The 14616-nt window shown below is 69.2% G+C and carries 14 protein-coding genes and 2 pseudogenes; 11 read left to right on the forward strand and 5 right to left on the reverse strand.

Translation table 11 applies throughout. The annotated features are described in order from the left end of the window. The first annotated feature begins 156 nt into the window (after positions 1 to 156). The gene (locus tag ACIPEK_RS29575) at positions 157 to 804 is read left to right on the forward strand and encodes a phosphatidylserine decarboxylase (protein ID WP_093894850.1); all 648 of its coding nucleotides are present in this window, start codon (positions 157 to 159) and stop codon (positions 802 to 804) included. Positions 805 to 826: 22 nt separating this feature from the next. Further along, the gene (pssA, locus tag ACIPEK_RS29580) at positions 827 to 1648 is read left to right on the forward strand and encodes a CDP-diacylglycerol--serine O-phosphatidyltransferase (protein WP_383071572.1); all 822 of its coding nucleotides are present in this window, start codon (positions 827 to 829) and stop codon (positions 1646 to 1648) included. A 128-nt stretch (positions 1649 to 1776) separates the two neighbouring features. On the opposite strand, the gene ACIPEK_RS29585 is transcribed toward pssA, so the two are convergent. Continuing rightward, on the reverse strand, positions 1777 to 2808 hold the full coding sequence (locus ACIPEK_RS29585; protein ID WP_402002069.1) for a zinc-binding alcohol dehydrogenase family protein: 1032 nt from the start codon (positions 2806 to 2808) through the stop codon (positions 1777 to 1779). 186 nt (positions 2809 to 2994) lie between these two features. Here ACIPEK_RS29585 and ACIPEK_RS29590 point away from each other — a divergent pair, with 186 nt between their 5' ends. The 3 genes from ACIPEK_RS29590 (at position 2995) to ACIPEK_RS29600 (ending at position 5514) form a co-directional block, all read left to right on the forward strand. Next, positions 2995 to 3822: a PP2C family protein-serine/threonine phosphatase gene (locus tag ACIPEK_RS29590; protein WP_402002072.1), complete on the forward strand. Its 828-nt coding sequence runs from the start codon at positions 2995 to 2997 to the stop codon at positions 3820 to 3822. A gap of 109 nt (positions 3823 to 3931) precedes the next feature. Then, positions 3932 to 4891 carry an MASE1 domain-containing protein gene (locus tag ACIPEK_RS29595; protein WP_402002075.1) on the forward strand — a complete coding sequence of 320 codons (960 nt, stop codon included), beginning with the start codon at positions 3932 to 3934 and terminating at the stop codon, positions 4889 to 4891. Between the two features lie 128 nt (positions 4892 to 5019). Continuing rightward, a complete protein-coding gene (locus tag ACIPEK_RS29600; protein WP_383071354.1) occupies positions 5020 to 5514 on the forward strand; it encodes an SRPBCC family protein in 495 nt (164 codons plus the stop codon). Between the two features lie 74 nt (positions 5515 to 5588). On the opposite strand, the gene ACIPEK_RS29605 is transcribed toward ACIPEK_RS29600, so the two are convergent. Then, positions 5589 to 6704, reverse strand: a complete 1116-nt coding sequence (locus ACIPEK_RS29605; RefSeq protein ID WP_402002079.1) for a glycerate kinase — start codon at positions 6702 to 6704, stop codon at positions 5589 to 5591. 132 nt (positions 6705 to 6836) lie between these two features. On the opposite strand from ACIPEK_RS29605, the pseudogene ACIPEK_RS29610 reads away from it, so the two are divergent. Beyond that, positions 6837 to 6977 (forward strand): annotated as a pseudogene (locus ACIPEK_RS29610) (NUDIX hydrolase); the annotation flags it as partial. Between the two features lie 243 nt (positions 6978 to 7220). Here ACIPEK_RS29610 and ACIPEK_RS29615 read toward each other — a convergent pair. Beyond that, complete coding sequence (locus ACIPEK_RS29615) at positions 7221 to 9320, reverse strand: prolyl oligopeptidase family serine peptidase (RefSeq protein ID WP_402002082.1); 2100 nt, start codon at positions 9318 to 9320, stop codon at positions 7221 to 7223. A 400-nt stretch (positions 9321 to 9720) separates the two neighbouring features. Between ACIPEK_RS29615 and ACIPEK_RS29620 the strand changes: the two are divergent. Next, positions 9721 to 10079, forward strand: a pseudogene (locus ACIPEK_RS29620) (NUDIX domain-containing protein); the annotation flags it as partial. A 192-nt stretch (positions 10080 to 10271) separates the two neighbouring features. Next, positions 10272 to 11474, forward strand: coding sequence for a hypothetical protein (locus tag ACIPEK_RS29625; RefSeq protein ID WP_402002084.1), 1203 nt, complete (start codon positions 10272 to 10274; stop codon positions 11472 to 11474). Here the strand turns inward: ACIPEK_RS29625 and ACIPEK_RS29630 are convergent. After that, positions 11449 to 11649 (reverse strand): DUF2191 domain-containing protein, encoded by a 201-nt coding sequence (locus ACIPEK_RS29630; RefSeq protein WP_402002087.1) that lies wholly within the window; start codon positions 11647 to 11649, stop codon positions 11449 to 11451. The two genes, ACIPEK_RS29625 and ACIPEK_RS29630, sit on opposite strands and share 26 nt — an antisense overlap. Before the next feature lie 69 nt (positions 11650 to 11718). On the opposite strand from ACIPEK_RS29630, the gene ACIPEK_RS29635 reads away from it, so the two are divergent. The 3 genes from ACIPEK_RS29635 to ACIPEK_RS29645 all read left to right on the forward strand — a co-directional run bounded on the left by ACIPEK_RS29635 (position 11719) and on the right by ACIPEK_RS29645 (position 13991). Next, on the forward strand, positions 11719 to 12468 hold the full coding sequence (locus ACIPEK_RS29635; protein ID WP_402002090.1) for an SIR2 family NAD-dependent protein deacylase: 750 nt from the start codon (positions 11719 to 11721) through the stop codon (positions 12466 to 12468). Between the two features lie 256 nt (positions 12469 to 12724). Beyond that, positions 12725 to 13165, forward strand: a complete 441-nt coding sequence (locus tag ACIPEK_RS29640; RefSeq protein ID WP_402002093.1) for a class I SAM-dependent methyltransferase — start codon at positions 12725 to 12727, stop codon at positions 13163 to 13165. Between the two features lie 241 nt (positions 13166 to 13406). Next, complete coding sequence (locus ACIPEK_RS29645; RefSeq protein WP_114247589.1) at positions 13407 to 13991, forward strand: TMEM165/GDT1 family protein; 585 nt, start codon at positions 13407 to 13409, stop codon at positions 13989 to 13991. An 89-nt stretch (positions 13992 to 14080) separates the two neighbouring features. On the opposite strand, the gene ACIPEK_RS29650 is transcribed toward ACIPEK_RS29645, so the two are convergent. Next, complete coding sequence (locus ACIPEK_RS29650; RefSeq protein ID WP_402002096.1) at positions 14081 to 14605, reverse strand: methylated-DNA--[protein]-cysteine S-methyltransferase; 525 nt, start codon at positions 14603 to 14605, stop codon at positions 14081 to 14083. Between the last annotated feature and the right edge of the window lie 11 nt (positions 14606 to 14616).

Raw genomic sequence — 14616 nt, forward strand, 5'->3', positions numbered from 1 at the left:
GCGAAGAAGATCACACCCTGTCACCCTCGGGCGGCGCCTTCAAGCCGTCCGACTCGGCTGCTGGCTTGCCCAGTTGCGGCTCGCAACCGATAACATCGCCGGAAAAGCCGCCGTCCCCCGTTGCCAGCGCGGCATCATCCGCTACGAAGGTCATCCATGCCCGACAGCCAAACCTCTGCACCACGCGGCGGAGTCCGCCTTGCGCGCGGAGCTTCGCCGTGGCTCCTCCCGACCGTCGCCACCGCGGCACTCAGCCTCACCCGGGCCCGCAAGTCCGGACGCTGGGCCGCGGTGGCCGTGCCCACCACCGCGCTCGCGGCGGGCATGCTGTGGTTCTTCCGCGACCCCGAGCGTGAGATCACCCAGGGCCGGGTCATTTCGCCGGCCGACGGCGTGGTACAGAGCATCATGCCGTGGAAGGACGGGCGCACCCGCGTCGCGATCTTCATGAGCCCGCTGAATGTCCATGTCAACCGTGCGCCCCTGGCCGGCACGGTGACCTCGGTCGAGCACATCCCCGGTGGGTTCGTTCCGGCATTCAACAAGGAGAGCGAGAACAACGAGCGCGTTGTCTGGCACTTCGACACCGAGCTCGGTGACATCGAGATGGTGCAGATCGCGGGTGCGGTCGCTCGTCGCATCGTCCCTTATATCCCGCAGGGCACGAAGGTCGAGCAGGGCGAGCGCATCGGCTTGATCCGTTTCGGCTCCCGGGTCGACATCTACCTTCCGGAAGGTATCGATGTCGCGGTCGAGGTCGGCCAGGCCACCACCGCGGGGGTGACTCGAATTGACCGTGATTGATCCTGACACGCAGGCGGGCTGGGTGCCGGAGGCGGAGTCCGAGGAGGACACCGGCGAGGACATGCCGCTCTCTCTGCGGCTGTCGATAGCGGACACCCTCACTCTCGGCAACGCGACGTGCGGTTTCATGGCGGTGTACTTCACCACCACCGGAATCCTCATCCCGCATCTCACGGGCAGCGACGAGAGCGGTATGGCCCGGCACTCCGCGGCCACCGCCGTGATCCTCATGCTCATGGCCGCGGTGTTCGACCTCTTCGACGGGCTCGTGGCACGCAAGCTGCGCTCCTCGCCGATGGGTGCCGAGCTGGACAACCTCTCGGACCTGATCAGCTTCGGACTCGCCCCGGCGTACTTCGTCCTCGTGTACGGCATGGTCGCGGACGACGCACACCAGCGGGTTTCGGCGCTGGCGGCGATCGTGGTGCTGCTGGCTGTGGTGCTCAGACTTGCCAGATTCTCCTGCGTGACCATGAAGGACGGCATGTTCCAGGGCATGCCGAGCCCCTTCGGAGCCCTCACGGTCGTCTCGATCGTGCTCCTGGAGCTGCCCTTCGTACCGACGCTGCTCGCGATCGTCGGAGTGGCGTGGCTGATGGTCAGCCGGGTCGAGTACCCGAAACCGCGGGGCGTCCTCGCGGTGGCGATGCTCAGCTGGATCGTGGCCGCGATGGGGCTCCTCGCCGCATGGGCGTTCGACGCCCCCGGCGGTCAGCTGCTTCTCCAGACCGGCTGTGCGCTGCAGGTGGTCCTGGGAGCGGTCATCCCGCTCTTCGCGACAGCACGGCGGGTGAACACCTTCCGCGGCAACCGGCGTGAGGCACGGGCGGCGCAGCTGCCGTAGCGGTACAGCAGATACGTAAGAGGGCCCCGGGTGCTCCCCAGCACCCGGGGCCCTCTGCGTGTGCCGGTGAGCGGAACCGCTGACGCACGTGTTTCCGGTGCTGCCGCTCGCTGCGCACCGCCCGGCCCTCAGCCGGGTACGAGCACGGCGGCCCCGTTCACCCGGTCGGCCGCCAGATCAGCCAGTGCCTGGTCGGCCCTGCTGAGCGCGTAGGTGCTCACCGTGACCCGAATGCCCACACGCCCGGCCAGAGCGAGGAAATCGCGGCCGTCCTCGCGGGTGTTGGAGGTGACGCTGCGCAGATTGCGCTCCTGGAACAGATGGCGCTGGTAGTTCAGCACGGGAATGTCCGACAGATGGATTCCGGCGATGGCGAGCGTGCCGGACCTGTCCAGTGCCTCCATCGCCACCGGCACCAGGTCACCGACGGGTGCGAACAGGATCGCCGAGTCCAGGGGCTCCGGCGGGTGGTCGTAGGCACCGCCCGCCGACGCGGCGCCGAGGTCCAGAGCGAGCGCGCGTGCCTGTGCCGAGCGGGTCAGCACATGAACGGTGGCGCCCTCGGCGATGGCCACCTGAGCAGCCAGATGGGCCGACGCGCCGAAGCCGTAGATTCCCAGCCGCCCGCCCTCCGGCAGCGCGCTGCGCCTCAGCGACCGGTATCCGATGATTCCCGCACAGAGGAGTGGCGCGAGCCGGACGGCGTCCTGGTCTTCCGGGAGCCGGTAGGCGAACGCCTCCGGAACCAGCACCGTGTCGGCGAAGCCGCCGTCCGCGTCCCACCCCGTATAGGTGGACCGCGGGCAGAGGTTCTCCCGGCCGCCCAGGCAGTACCGGCAGCTTCCGCACGTTCCGCGCAGCCACGCTCCACCCACGCGGTCGCCGATACGGAAGAGGCCGGCCCCATCGCCGATGGCCGCCACCCGGCCGACGATCTCGTGACCGGGGACCGTGGAGGGACGGCGCGGCAGGAGATCGCCCTCGGCCAGATGGAGATCCGTGCGGCAGACGCCGCACGCTTCCACGTTCAGCAGAAGCTCCCCGGGCCCGGGAGCAGGCATCGTGCGGTGCACGCGCACCAGGGGCCCGGTGCCGATCGGACCAGGTGTCCGGACGGCCCAGCCGCTCTGCTCGGCCGGGACGGACGCGGAGACATCCACACATCCAGCCTGCGGCGGCGGAGTCGGGGCGGCAACCGGCCCCGTTGTCCGTATGCGGGGGAACGGCCACAGCCCCGAGCCCGGACCGCCGTGGTGCCTCGGCCGTGTTCACCCGCGCGCTCCTGCATGTGACCGCAGGAGGGCTAAGGTTTCAACAAGTGCTCACCAAGAACGCCCAGGGACGTCATGCACCGACACCGCAGCGCACCGGACAGCACCCAGGAGCTCCTGGTCACCCTTGGGCGTCTGGTCGATCAGGCGCTGGAGAACATCAGACTGCAGCGAGCCCGGGCGGAGATGGGCATGGCGCTGCAGCGACACATGCTCCCGGTCGAACTGCCGGACTTTCCGGGCATCCGGATCGCGGCCCGGTACTCGCCCTCGCAGAACGGTCTGGCCGTCGGCGGTGACTTCTACGACGCGTTCTCGATGAGGGACGGAGTGGCGGAGGTCGCCATCGGTGATGTGCAGGGTCACGGGGTCGAGGCCGCCGCCTTCATGGGTGAGGCCCGTGCCAGTCTCAGGGCCCTCGCCAGTGTCACAGCCGACCCGGGGAAGGTGCTGGCCTGCGCCAACGATCTGCTGATCTCACTCGGCGGTGACCTGTTCACGACCTGTTGCCTGCTGAGCATCGTCCCAAAGAGCGGTGAGCTCTGCGTCGCCCGGGCCGGGCACGTCCCGATCGTCTGGGGCACCGACGGCGGCGACTCGGGCATCTCCCTGGACGCCGGCGGGGTGCCCCTGGGGATACTGCCCGGTCAGCAGTACCCCGTGACCCGTCGGCGGCTGAAGCAACCCGGTTATCTGGTCCTGGTGACCGACGGTGTCGTGGAAGGGCCGGCCTATCCGATGGACGAGGGACTGGCCGCGGTGTCCGCGCTGGTCGGTAGGGCGGACGGGGCCGATCCCGGCGAGCTGGCCTCGCGAGTGATCGAGGTGGCGGACCTGACCGGTCATGAGGACGACGCCGCTGTCCTCGTCATCCGCTACGACGGTGTGCCGGGCGGCGGTTAACGGGACGTCCTCGTGCGTCGGCCACGGCGGCTGCCCGGCAGGGACGTGTTTCATTCGTCCACTTCATCGGTGCGGCATCGGCGTGCCTGACCGGCCGGGACTCCTCGACGTGGTGTCTGATGCTGTGGTGGTGGACAGCGCACAGCTCCGGCAGCACACGGCCACGGTCCTGACGTCCCTGGCGGTGGCCGTCTGCTACTTCGCGACGGCCCGTCTGGGGCTGCTCCAGCAGCTGGTGCGCGGCCAGGTCACGCCGCTGTGGCCGCCGACCGGGATCGCGGTCGCGGCGCTGCTCGTGTTCGGTGTGCGGATCTGGCCGGGAATCGCGCTCGGCGCCCTCGTCGTCAACATTTTCATCGGGCCTTCCGTTCTGCCCGTGCTGATCATCGCGGCCGGAAACACCCTCGCCCCGATCTGCTCCTACCTGATGCTGCGCCGTGCCGGCTTCCACAACGGCCTCGACCGCTTGCGGGACGCGCTGGCGCTTGTCTTCCTCGGTGCACTGGGCGGCATGCTGGTCAGCGCGACCGTGGGCACCGGCATCCTGGTCCTGTCGGGGGCACTCCCGGCCGGTGGCTTCCGGCCGACCTGGTCGGTCTGGTGGACGGGCGACGCCATGGGCGTCATGATCGTCACACCGTTCCTGCTCGTGGTCCGAAGGTTCCGATGGCCGCACGGCGTCGGCCTGCCCAGGTGGGCCGAGGCGGCCGCGCTGGTGGCGTGCACGGTGACCGTCACCCTCCTGGCGACCGACACCTCCAACGCTTCCCTGCTCTTCCTCGTGTTCCCGTTCCTGATCTGGGCCGCCTTCCGCTTCGAGCGGGCCGGCGCCGCGTGCTGCGCACTGGGCGTGTCCGTCTTCGCGATCCTCGCCGCCGGACGGATGACGGGCCCCTTCGCCCACCACGGTCTCCTCACCAACATGATCACGCTTCAGGCATTCAACGGAGCCACCTCACTCACGGCTCTGCTCCTCGCGGCGGCCGTCACCGAACGAAACCGCACATACCAGGAGATCAAGCGACTCTGTGCGCAACTCTCCGAGAAGGTGTCGCAGCTGGACATCTGAATCACTCCATCGGCCGTGCGAAGAGTGCGCGGATCTGCGATCCGAAGCAAGCTGATGGGCGAACGGCACCGCAACGAGGGCAACCGGACGCCGAGACCCGGCGGACGGGCGCCATAAGAGGTGGAGCCATGCCCTATGTGTCTGCGAACGTCCATGTGTCCCGCCCCGCCGACGAGATCTTCTCGTTTCTCCGGGATCCGCGGAATCTGGCCGTGTGGTCATCGAGCATAGATCAGGTGATCGAGGGCCCGATCAGCACGGAACTCGGCGACGAGTACACCTGCAAGTTCCCGGGCAGGCGACGGATGCATCGCCTCACGTGCACCGCGAGCACACCTGTCGAGTACCTGGCCTTCCGCGGTGCGCGTATGTGGACCCCGCTGGGCCGCCACTCCCCGGAACTCGAGTTCCGGCTGAGTCCGAGCCGGCAGGGAACGATGGTCACCGTTTCGGTCAAGCCCCATCTGGACGGCGGAATGATCATTCTTGCGCCGTTCGTGACGATGGCGTGGCGTCGTGATCTGCCGGCGGAGCTGCGGTGTCTGGCGGAGCTGCTCACCGACGGGGACCATCCCGATGCGGACACGACCGACGGTCAGGGGGCGGCGCCCTCTGTGGGGTGACGCGGAGGGTGAGATGGGGGTGCGGTTCCGGGAAGGGACTGTTCCCTGCCCGCCCTTCCCGAAACCGGGGCGGACTACAGCAGGAAGTCGCGCGCGATCGCCTCGGACGTCCGTTCCAGCAGTGATCCCGCCTGGGCCATGGAGACCGCGGGGTCCGGTTCCAGGTCCGTGAGGGCGTACGCGCGGCTGATGCCCGCGCCGGCCAGGGCTTCCGGCTGCAGGGCGAGGCGGCCGCAGACCGCCACGACCTCGACGCCCGCGGCACGGGCTGCCGCGGCCACACCTGCCGGGGCCTTGCCGTGGAGGGTCTGCTCGTCGAGCGAACCCTCCCCGGTGATCACCAGCGTGGCGCGTGCCAGCGCGGGGGCGAAGCCGAGGACATCGAGCATGACCTCGATGCCGGGGCGGAACCGGGCGCCGAGAGCGACCAGCGCCCCGTAGCCGATGCCGCCCGCGGCGCCTGCTCCGGGCAGCCGGGCGTGGTCCGGGCCCAGCACGGACGCGTAGTGGGCGAGCGCGGCATCGAGCGTCGCGATGTCGTCGTCGGTCGCGCCCTTCTGCCGGCCGTAGATCTCCGGGGCACCCTTCCGGCCCGTCAGTGGGTTGTCCACGTCGCTGGCGAGAATCAGGTCCACATCGGCCATTCGCGGGTCGAGGCCGGACAGGTCCGCCTCGGCCAGGTCGGCGAGGCCGCCGCCACCGGGGCCGACGGGCTTGCCGTCCGTGTCCAGGAAGCGGGCTCCGAGCGCGGCCAGCATGCCCGCGCCGCCATCCGTGGTCGCGCTGCCGCCGACGCCGAACACGATCGTCCGGGCACCCGCGTCGAGCGCCGCGGCCAGCAGTTCGCCGGAGCCGTACGTCGTGGCCGTGAGCGGGGCGAACACCCCTGCGGGGAGGTGCTGGAGGCCCGAGGCCTCGGCCATCTCCACCACCGCCGTGGTGTCGCGCAGCGCGTACGCCGCGGTCACCGGATCCCCGAGCGGCCCCGTCACCCGCACCTCGCGGCGCTCGAACCCGGCGGCCACCGCCGCCGCCACCGTGCCGTCGCCGCCGTCCGCCACAGGCAGGGTCTCGACCTGCGCCCCGGGGACGACGCGCCGCAGCCCGGCCGTCACCCGCTCCGCGACCTGTGCGGCCGTCAGCGAGCCCTTGAACTTGTCCGCCGCGACGAGCACGCGTGCGGTCTCCATCACTGCTCCGTCCGCCACCTTGAATCCCTTGCTTTCGAACAGGCAGTCGCGCCGCCCCCGACCCTATCCGCAGCGGATACCTGCTGCCCAGAGCCGACCTCGCACCGGCTCCGCTCCTACTACGCTGCCCGCGTGACCACCACTGATTACGCCACCTGCATCGCGGGACTCCCCCGGGTTCTCGCTGCCGCGGCCACAGTGTTCCGGGACGTCCACGGGCGAGTGCTGCTCGTCGAGCCGAACTACCGGGACGGCTGGGTACTGCCCGGCGGTTAGGCAAAGCATGCACAGCTGTCTCAGGACATCAGCTCGGCAGCGACCTTTCGACGTACGCCATCCGACGTTCGAGCAGTGGTGGTTTCTGGACCGGGTCGGGGGGCGTGGGCTGCTACCCGACGGCAAGGCGGATCCCGCCTTCCGCTCCGGCCATGCTCTGCGGGACAGCTGCGGCGGGCTGGGCCAGCGCTTCTGCGAGGCTTCAGGGATGCCCCGCAGAAGCGCCCCGGAGCACTGTGCTCAAGCCCCGAGCGAGCTCTTCAGGAAGTCCAGCTCAAGCTGCAGCAGGGTGTCCGCGACTCCTTCCCCTGTCACGAGGTGCCCCACCCCAGGTAGCAGCAGGACTCTGTGCGGCCGACCTGCCGCGAGCAACTCCGCCGAGAGGCGCAGCGTATGCGCTGGGGCCACGTTGTCGTCGGCCAGCCCGTGAACGAGCATCAGCGGACGGGTCAGCTTCTGGGCGAGTGACAGCAACGAGCTGCGCTCGTAGTTGTGCGGCTGGAGGTCCGGGTGGCCAAGGAAACGCTCTTCCCAATACGTGTCGTACAGGCGCCGGTCGGTCGGCGCCGCGCCCGCGACCGCGGCGTGGAACACATCAGGACGGTGCAGCACGGCGCCGGCAGCAAGATAGCCACTGAACGACCAGCCCCGGATGCCTACTCGTTCCAAGTCCATGGCGTCGCACCGTTGAGCCGCAGCGTGCAGCCCGTCGATCTGGTCGTTCAGAACAGGTGTGAGCCGGTCACCAAGGATGGCCCGCTGCCACTGCACCCCGCGCCCGGGGGTACCGCGCCCGTCCGTTGCCAGCACGGCAAACCCTTGCTCGGCATACCACTGGCACACTGCCGTGTACCAACCGTGGGCTTTTGTTACGACTTGCATGCCGGGCCCGGCGTACGGGCTGAGCAGAACCGGCAGCTTGGCCATGCCCGGCTCGTACCAGGAGGGCAGATGCAGTCGACTTCGCAGCTGCCGCTTCCCCAGCGCCAGATGGACTGGCCGGGGCGTGACCAGCGGCTGTTCCGCCAGGACCGCGATACAGCCGACCTGCTTTCCGCCCCGCAGCACCGTCACCGTGTGCCCGTCCAGAGTTCTGCTGTCCAGCACGAGTGTGTCACCCCCGGCGGTGGCTGTGTGCACCCCCGGAGTCTGCGTCAGCCGTTCAAAGCCGTGCCCGGCCTCATACGACCACACATGCGCTTCTGTCGGCTCTTCGCTCGCGGCGAACAACACCTTTTCGCCCACCGACCCCAGTACGGCGCGCACCTGGAGCCCGGGCGGAGCGAAGACACCGCCTATCCGGATCGTGCGCTCATCACCGTGGACCTGAGGTAGCACCAGCATTCCCGATGCGGTGTACAGCGGAGCACCCGGCGGAAACTCGACCCAGCCCTGATCGGTCTGCTGGGACAGTTGCTCGACGGAACCGTTCACGGGGTTGACCCGCAGAACCGACATCGTGCGCTGGTCGCGAGTCTGAAGACTGATCACCGGGCCACTACTCTGCCAGTCGGCGCTGACGACGTACTCGAACGCGAGGCCCCAACTGTTGGCCGGAGCGTCCTTCGCAGGAGCCCGACGCGGCAATCGAACCGGCGTGCGCCCGCCAACGACCGTCACCAGGTGCAACGAAGTGATCGCGTTGGCCGTGCCTGCCGCTGGATAGCGAACCGACCGGGGCAGTTGGCCAGGATCCGACGGATCGCTGAGATAGCGGCGCTCCACCACGGAGGTATCGACTCGGGCAACGAGCAGCGCATCGCTGCCCGGAGACCACCAGTAGCCGCGTGACCTGCCGATGGACGCGACAGCGGTGTAATCAGCCAGTCCGTAGGTGGTCTCCGCGGTCTCGGGCTCGGCGAGCGGCCGGTCTCCCGCCCCGTCCGTACCGACCACGCGTAGGGCGCCTCCAGTGACGTAGGCGATCAGGGTGCCGTCCGGGGAGGGGCGGGGATCTCTCACCGGGCCGACGGTCCGGATGCGACGCGGCAGGCCACCGTCCGTACGCACGGTCCAGAGCGAGCCGTCGACGGTGTACGCCACCACCCGAACATGACGGTCGGTCGCGTAGGACGCCACTCCGGCCGAGCGCGCGCGAGTCGGTTCGGGACGGATGCGCTCTGCTTCCATGGCCTTCTCCTCACCCCCGGCTGCTGGATCGGCGAGGATCCGCTCCTCACCGCTCTCGTACATCCACAGTTGGACGCGCGGAACGACACCGGATTCGGAGCGGAGAAACAGCACACGGTCACCGTCAGGGGAGACGGTGAACTCGCGTGGAACTCCGAGCGAGAAGCGGCGGGTCCGGGCGAACTGACGGGGAAATCCTTCGGTATCCATGATCTTCGCAATCTCCGTAAGGTCTTCGCGGCCTGCGATACAGCAACGCCGGCGGGGCCCCAGAACTTGGGGACAACAAAAAGGCTCCAGGTCGGTGACCTGGAGCCTGCAGCACGTGTTACGGCGGGGATCGGATGGCCTCCCCATCAGCCCTCGTTCAGCGGCGACGTCAGCCGAACAGGAGCGGCAGGCATTCTAACATCCACGTTCTAACATCCACGACGCCGGTTGGACCAGGGAGACGTTTGCGACTGCTCCCAGGGCCGCTGTCGTGCCGATCACGCGGATCCTTGAGCCGCCACTGAGACACACGGCGCTCAACCACGCTTTCCTTGAGTCGCGTGCTGCAGCGCGTCCTGTGAGACAGCTGGGATTCCGAGACATGCGAACTGTTCATAACGGCGGAACGGTCGAGTCGGACGAGGGCGAGAGCCCTCGACAGGCCGCGCGACGCGAGACGGCCGAGGAGATCGGTCTCGATCCGGAGCCGGGACGGCTGCTCGCGGTCGACTGGGCACGCGGCCCGAAGCGGCCACCGATCGCCGCGTATCTGTATGACGGCGGAGTGCTGGACGAGGCGGAGTTGAGGCGATCCGGCTGCAGGAGGAGGAACTCCTGTCCTGGGAACCGGTCGAGCGCGACGACCTGGACCGCTATCTGCACGGCGGTCTCGCGCCGCGCCTGAGGGCGGCACTGGATGTGCTCGATTCCAGCAGCGGTGCAGTGCAGCTGGAGGACGGCCGCCCGGTGACCGGCTGACGTACCCGCCCGCTCGCGCCCCGCACCCATCACCCGTCATGTATAGCCTGTATTTTCGTTTTGTCCCGTTGTCTTGACAGGCCGTCAGCTGATAGTCCGGTCAACAGCTGTCGGACACCCCCGTTCATGTGTCATTTGTCCGCAGTGCACGCTCGATGGGCATCATCCGAACTCCACGACAGCGGAGGGATCATGCGTACGCACACGGGACACCTCGGCAGGCTGCCGGCCACGATCATCGCAGCGTTCGCCTGTACGGCAGTTGTCGCCACGGCGTCGACCGCGACCGCGCAGCCGGCGTCGGCCCCGGCCGCACACCGCAAGGTGCCGCTGTCGGTCGACGGCGGCGCGTGGCAGTCGGGTCATGTCCAGGGCATGGCCATCGACCGCCGCAAGGGCTTCATGTACTTCTCGATGACCAACCTGCTGGTCAAGACCGACCTCAAGGGCAACCCGGTCGGCTCGGTCACCGGATTCACCGGCCATCTCGGCGATCTGGACTTCAACGAGAAGGACGGCAGGGTCTACGGCTCGCTGGAGTACAAGGAGGCGGAGTCCTTCTACATCGCGATCCTCGACGTCGACCGCATCACCCGGATGGACATGGACGCCCAGTCCACGGGTGTCGTGTCGACCGTCTATCTCAGGGAGGTGGTGAAGGACTTCACCGCCGATATGAACGGCGACGGTGTCTTCGACGGCGACACGGCCAATACGCCCGATCACCGCTACGGCTGCAGCGGCATCGACGGCGTCGCGTTCGGCCCGGCGTTCGGCGACCGGCGCGGCAAGCGAGGTGAGCGGAAACTGACGGTCGCGTACGGCGTGTACGCCAACACGGGCCGCGCGGACAACGACCACCAGGTGCTGCTGCAGTACGACGTCACACGGTGGAAGAAGTACGAGCGCCCGCTGACCGAATCCGCCCCGCACACCAGCGGCCCCGCGCACGTCGACGGAAAGTTCTTCGCGTACACCGGAAACACCACGTACGGCGTGCAGAACCTGGAGTACGACGGCCACAGCGGCAACTGGCTGATGGCCGTCTACAAGGGCACCAAGCCGGGCTTCCCCAACTACTCCGTCTTCGCGCTGGACGGTGCGAGGAAGCCGGTACGCGGCCCCGTCCTCGGTCAGCAGAGGCCGGAGCGCGGTCTGCTGCTCCCCCTGCTGCGCGACGGGGCGCACGATGCGGCGACCGGCACGTACGGGTGGCCGGTGCCGGGGCAGTACGGGCAGTACGGGCTGGTCTCGCTCGACGACGGGCAGTTCTACGTCGCTCAAAGCGGCACGGTCCAGGACGGCGGCGTCACCAAGCAGACAGCCCGCGCCGTGCTGAACACCTGGACGGGCCGGACCCCGTCGCCGTTCAGTCCTGTTGGTCCTGCGGCTTGACGTCCACCTCGCGCAGCGACTCCTCGCGCGCGGTGGTCCGCGCTTCGGTGCGGTGGCCGCGCGCGATGGAGTCGCGCACGACGAGTTCGACGGCGTCCTGCGGGCTCCCGACGCCCGCGAGCACCATCACTTCCCAGACGAGTTCCGCATCGCGACTCAGGGTCACCCAGGCCATGGGACCCGGACCCCTGCACCGGGTGAAACGGCCTCGCGGGGGACGGCCGGCGCTGCGTACGCTCGTGCCATGACTCTCGTCGCGATCCTCAGCGGCGCCGGTATCTCCACGGACTCCGGCATCCCCGACTACCGCGGGCCCAATGGGCTTTGGCGCAGGGATCCGGAGGCCGAGAAGCTTGTCACGTACGACTTCTATATGGCCGATCCGGAGATCCGCCGCCGCTCCTGGCAGATGCGCCGTACCAGCGCGACCTGGGGCGCGGAGCCGAACACGGCCCACCGGGCGGTGGCGGAGCTGGAGCGGTCCGGCGCCGCGGTGCGGGTGATCACGCAGAACGTCGACGGTCTGCATCAGCTCGCCGGTCTGCCCGCCCGCAAGGTGCTCGAACTGCACGGGAGCGCGCACGAGACGGTCTGCACCCGCTGCCATGCCCGCTCTCCGATGGCCGAGGCGCTGGCCCGGGTGGAGGCGGGTGAGGCCGACCCGCCGTGCACCGTCTGCGGCGGGATCCTGAAGTCGGCGACGATCATGTTCGGTGAGCGGCTCGATCCGGTGGTGCTGGGCGAGGCGATGTCGATCGCCAAGGCCTGCGAGGTGTTCATCGCAGTCGGTACGACGCTGCAGGTGCAGCCCGCCGCCTCGCTGGCCGGGATCGCGGTGGACAACGGGGCGCGGCTGATCGTGGTGAACGCGGAGCCCACACCGTACGACGAACTGGCCGACGAGACCATCCGCGAGCCCATCGGCACGGCGCTTCCCGCGCTGCTGAAACGACTGGCCGCGGGCCCGGACACGGGTACGGACTCCAGGGGCTGAGTGGTCGCTACGGCCGAAAAACGCTCAGCCCTGCCGCAGCGGCGCCGATCGAGCCGGGCAGTGCCGGAGGTGGGCTGTACGGTCCCCCGCGTGACCGAACCTTCCTCCGGGCGGGTCCGCCGGCCCCGGGCCGCCCGCCTCGACCCAGGCGGCGATGTCCGTCACGGCGTCCGGGCCTCGTACGACACCGTCGCCGTCGACTACGCCGCTCTGCCGGCCGAAGAGTCGGCGAACAAGCCCTGCCTGCGACCGCGCCGTGCCGGCCGCCTTCGCCGATCTCGTGGCGGCGGCCGGCGGCGGACGGGTGGGCGATCTCGGCTGCGGACCCGGTCGGGTGGCGGCTCGTGTGCGCGACCTCGGGCTGACGGCGTTCGGTATCGGTCTGTCACCGGGCGTGGTCGCGGTGGCCCGCCGGGCACACCCGGACCTCACGTTCGACGAGGGGTCGATGACTGCCCTGGATCTGGCGGACGGCAGCCTGGCCGGTGCCCTTGCCTGGTACTCCCTCGTCCACACCCCGCCGGAGCAACTGCCGGCAGACACTGACGGTGGGGCGAGGTGTGCCCCGGGCAAGGTCGGCCTTGCGGGTACGGCGGCTCATACGCGGACGCCTCCGGTGCCGGCGCGGATGATCACCGTGGGACTCTACCGATCCCTCCGCCGGATCGAACACCTGCACTCCCCCGCCGGCCGGTGAGGTAGTGTGGATGGCTGCGAAGGGGAGTAGCCCCGCAAACCGGTCGTCGACACACTGGAGCCCCCCGGGTTCCCGGTGGCCGGGCCCGTAGATCCTTTCGGGCGGGCGAGACCTTCGGTCAGGTATGACGCGCCCGCGCCCCGTGGGCGCTGACGTCGTGCCGGGCCGAGTGGTCCTCCGAAAAGCCCGAGTGGCGCTTCGCGAAGGCCCGGGGCCCGGCTCTTACAGAAAGCCACCCGGAATGCACCTCGACCCCCTGGCGATCCTCACCGCCTTCGGGCTGATCTTCCTCGCGGAACTCCCCGACAAGACGATGTTCGCGTCGCTTGCCATGGGCACCCGTATGCGACCCCTGTATGTCTGGTTCGGTACGTCGTCCGCGTTCATCGTGCACGTGGCCATCGCCGTCGGGGCGGGCAGCCTGATCGGGCTGCTGCCCGACTGGATCGTCAAGCTCGTCTCGGCGTCCCTCTTCGCGTTCGGGGCGTTCATGCTGCTGCGCAACGGCGGCGGCGATGACGAAGAGGAGGGCGGCACCAAGACGGTGACCGGCTTCTGGCCGGTCTACTCGACCGCATTCATGGCGGTCTTCATCAGCGAGTGGGGCGACCTCACCCAGATCACCACGGCCAATCTGGCCGCGAGCAACGGCACCTGGTCCACGGCGATCGGGTCCGCGGCCGCCCTGATGTCCGTCTCGGCGCTGGCGCTCCTCGCGGGGCGGTTCATCGCGAAGCGGGTGCCCCTCAAGACGGTTCAGCGGATCGGCGGGCTCTGCATGCTGGGGCTGGCGATCTGGACCCTGGTGGAGATCTTCACCGGCTGACGTCTTCGCCGACTCGGCCTCTTCGTGCGTGACGCGCGGACGAGCTTGGAATTCCAAGCCCGTCCGCACGTCTCTTCGCTCGGGCGGCGTCAGAAGAGCGCCAGGGCGTCGTCCTGCGTGCCGTTCTCGAAGGCCAGCAGCCGCTGCTTGCGGTCGAGCCCTCCGCCGTAGCCGGTGAGGCTGCCCGAGGCGCCGATGACCCGGTGGCAGGGCACGATGATGCCCACGGGGTTCTTGCCGTTGGCGAGGCCCACCGCACGTGAGGCGCCCGGCTTGCCGAGGAACTCGGCCAGTTCGCCGTACGAGCGGGTCTCGCCGTACGGGATCAGCTGGAGCTGCGCCCAGACGCTGCGCTGGAACGGGGTGCCGTCCAGATGCAGCGGCAGGTCGAACTCACGCAGTTCACCCGCGAAGTAGGCGTCCAGCTGGCGGATCGTCTCCGTGAAGGGGCGTGGGTCCGGGTCACCGAAGGTCTCCTCCGGCGGGCGGTGCCGCTGGTCGGTCATGTAGAGGCCCGCGAGGACACCGTCGGTGGCGACGAGGGTGAGCGGACCGTACGGGCTGTCGACGACCGTGTGCTGCCGGGTCGCCGCACGCGTATGCGTCGCGGTCATCGGTGAACTTC

The organism is Streptomyces sp. NPDC088246, assembly GCF_044741025.1.
In the GTDB taxonomy this organism is placed as follows: Bacteria; Actinomycetota; Actinomycetes; order Streptomycetales; family Streptomycetaceae; genus Streptomyces.

What these genes read in the sequence shown, in the direction of transcription:
- ACIPEK_RS29645 (WP_114247589.1), top strand. Translation starts at nt 13,407, where the DNA reads ATGCACCTCGACCCCCTGGCGATCCTCACCGCCTTCGGGCTGATCTTC.
- ACIPEK_RS29650 (WP_402002096.1), bottom strand. Translation starts at nt 14,605, where the DNA reads ATGACCGCGACGCATACGCGTGCGGCGACCCGGCAGCACACGGTCGTC.
- ACIPEK_RS29630 (WP_402002087.1), bottom strand. Translation starts at nt 11,649, where the DNA reads ATGGCCTGGGTGACCCTGAGTCGCGATGCGGAACTCGTCTGGGAAGTG.
- ACIPEK_RS29625 (WP_402002084.1), top strand. Translation starts at nt 10,272, where the DNA reads ATGCGTACGCACACGGGACACCTCGGCAGGCTGCCGGCCACGATCATC.
- ACIPEK_RS29575 (WP_093894850.1), top strand. Translation starts at nt 157, where the DNA reads ATGCCCGACAGCCAAACCTCTGCACCACGCGGCGGAGTCCGCCTTGCG.
- ACIPEK_RS29605 (WP_402002079.1), bottom strand. Translation starts at nt 6,704, where the DNA reads ATGGAGACCGCACGCGTGCTCGTCGCGGCGGACAAGTTCAAGGGCTCG.
- ACIPEK_RS29600 (WP_383071354.1), top strand. Translation starts at nt 5,020, where the DNA reads ATGCCCTATGTGTCTGCGAACGTCCATGTGTCCCGCCCCGCCGACGAG.
- ACIPEK_RS29635 (WP_402002090.1), top strand. Translation starts at nt 11,719, where the DNA reads ATGACTCTCGTCGCGATCCTCAGCGGCGCCGGTATCTCCACGGACTCC.
- ACIPEK_RS29615 (WP_402002082.1), bottom strand. Translation starts at nt 9,320, where the DNA reads ATGGATACCGAAGGATTTCCCCGTCAGTTCGCCCGGACCCGCCGCTTC.
- ACIPEK_RS29590 (WP_402002072.1), top strand. Translation starts at nt 2,995, where the DNA reads ATGCACCGACACCGCAGCGCACCGGACAGCACCCAGGAGCTCCTGGTC.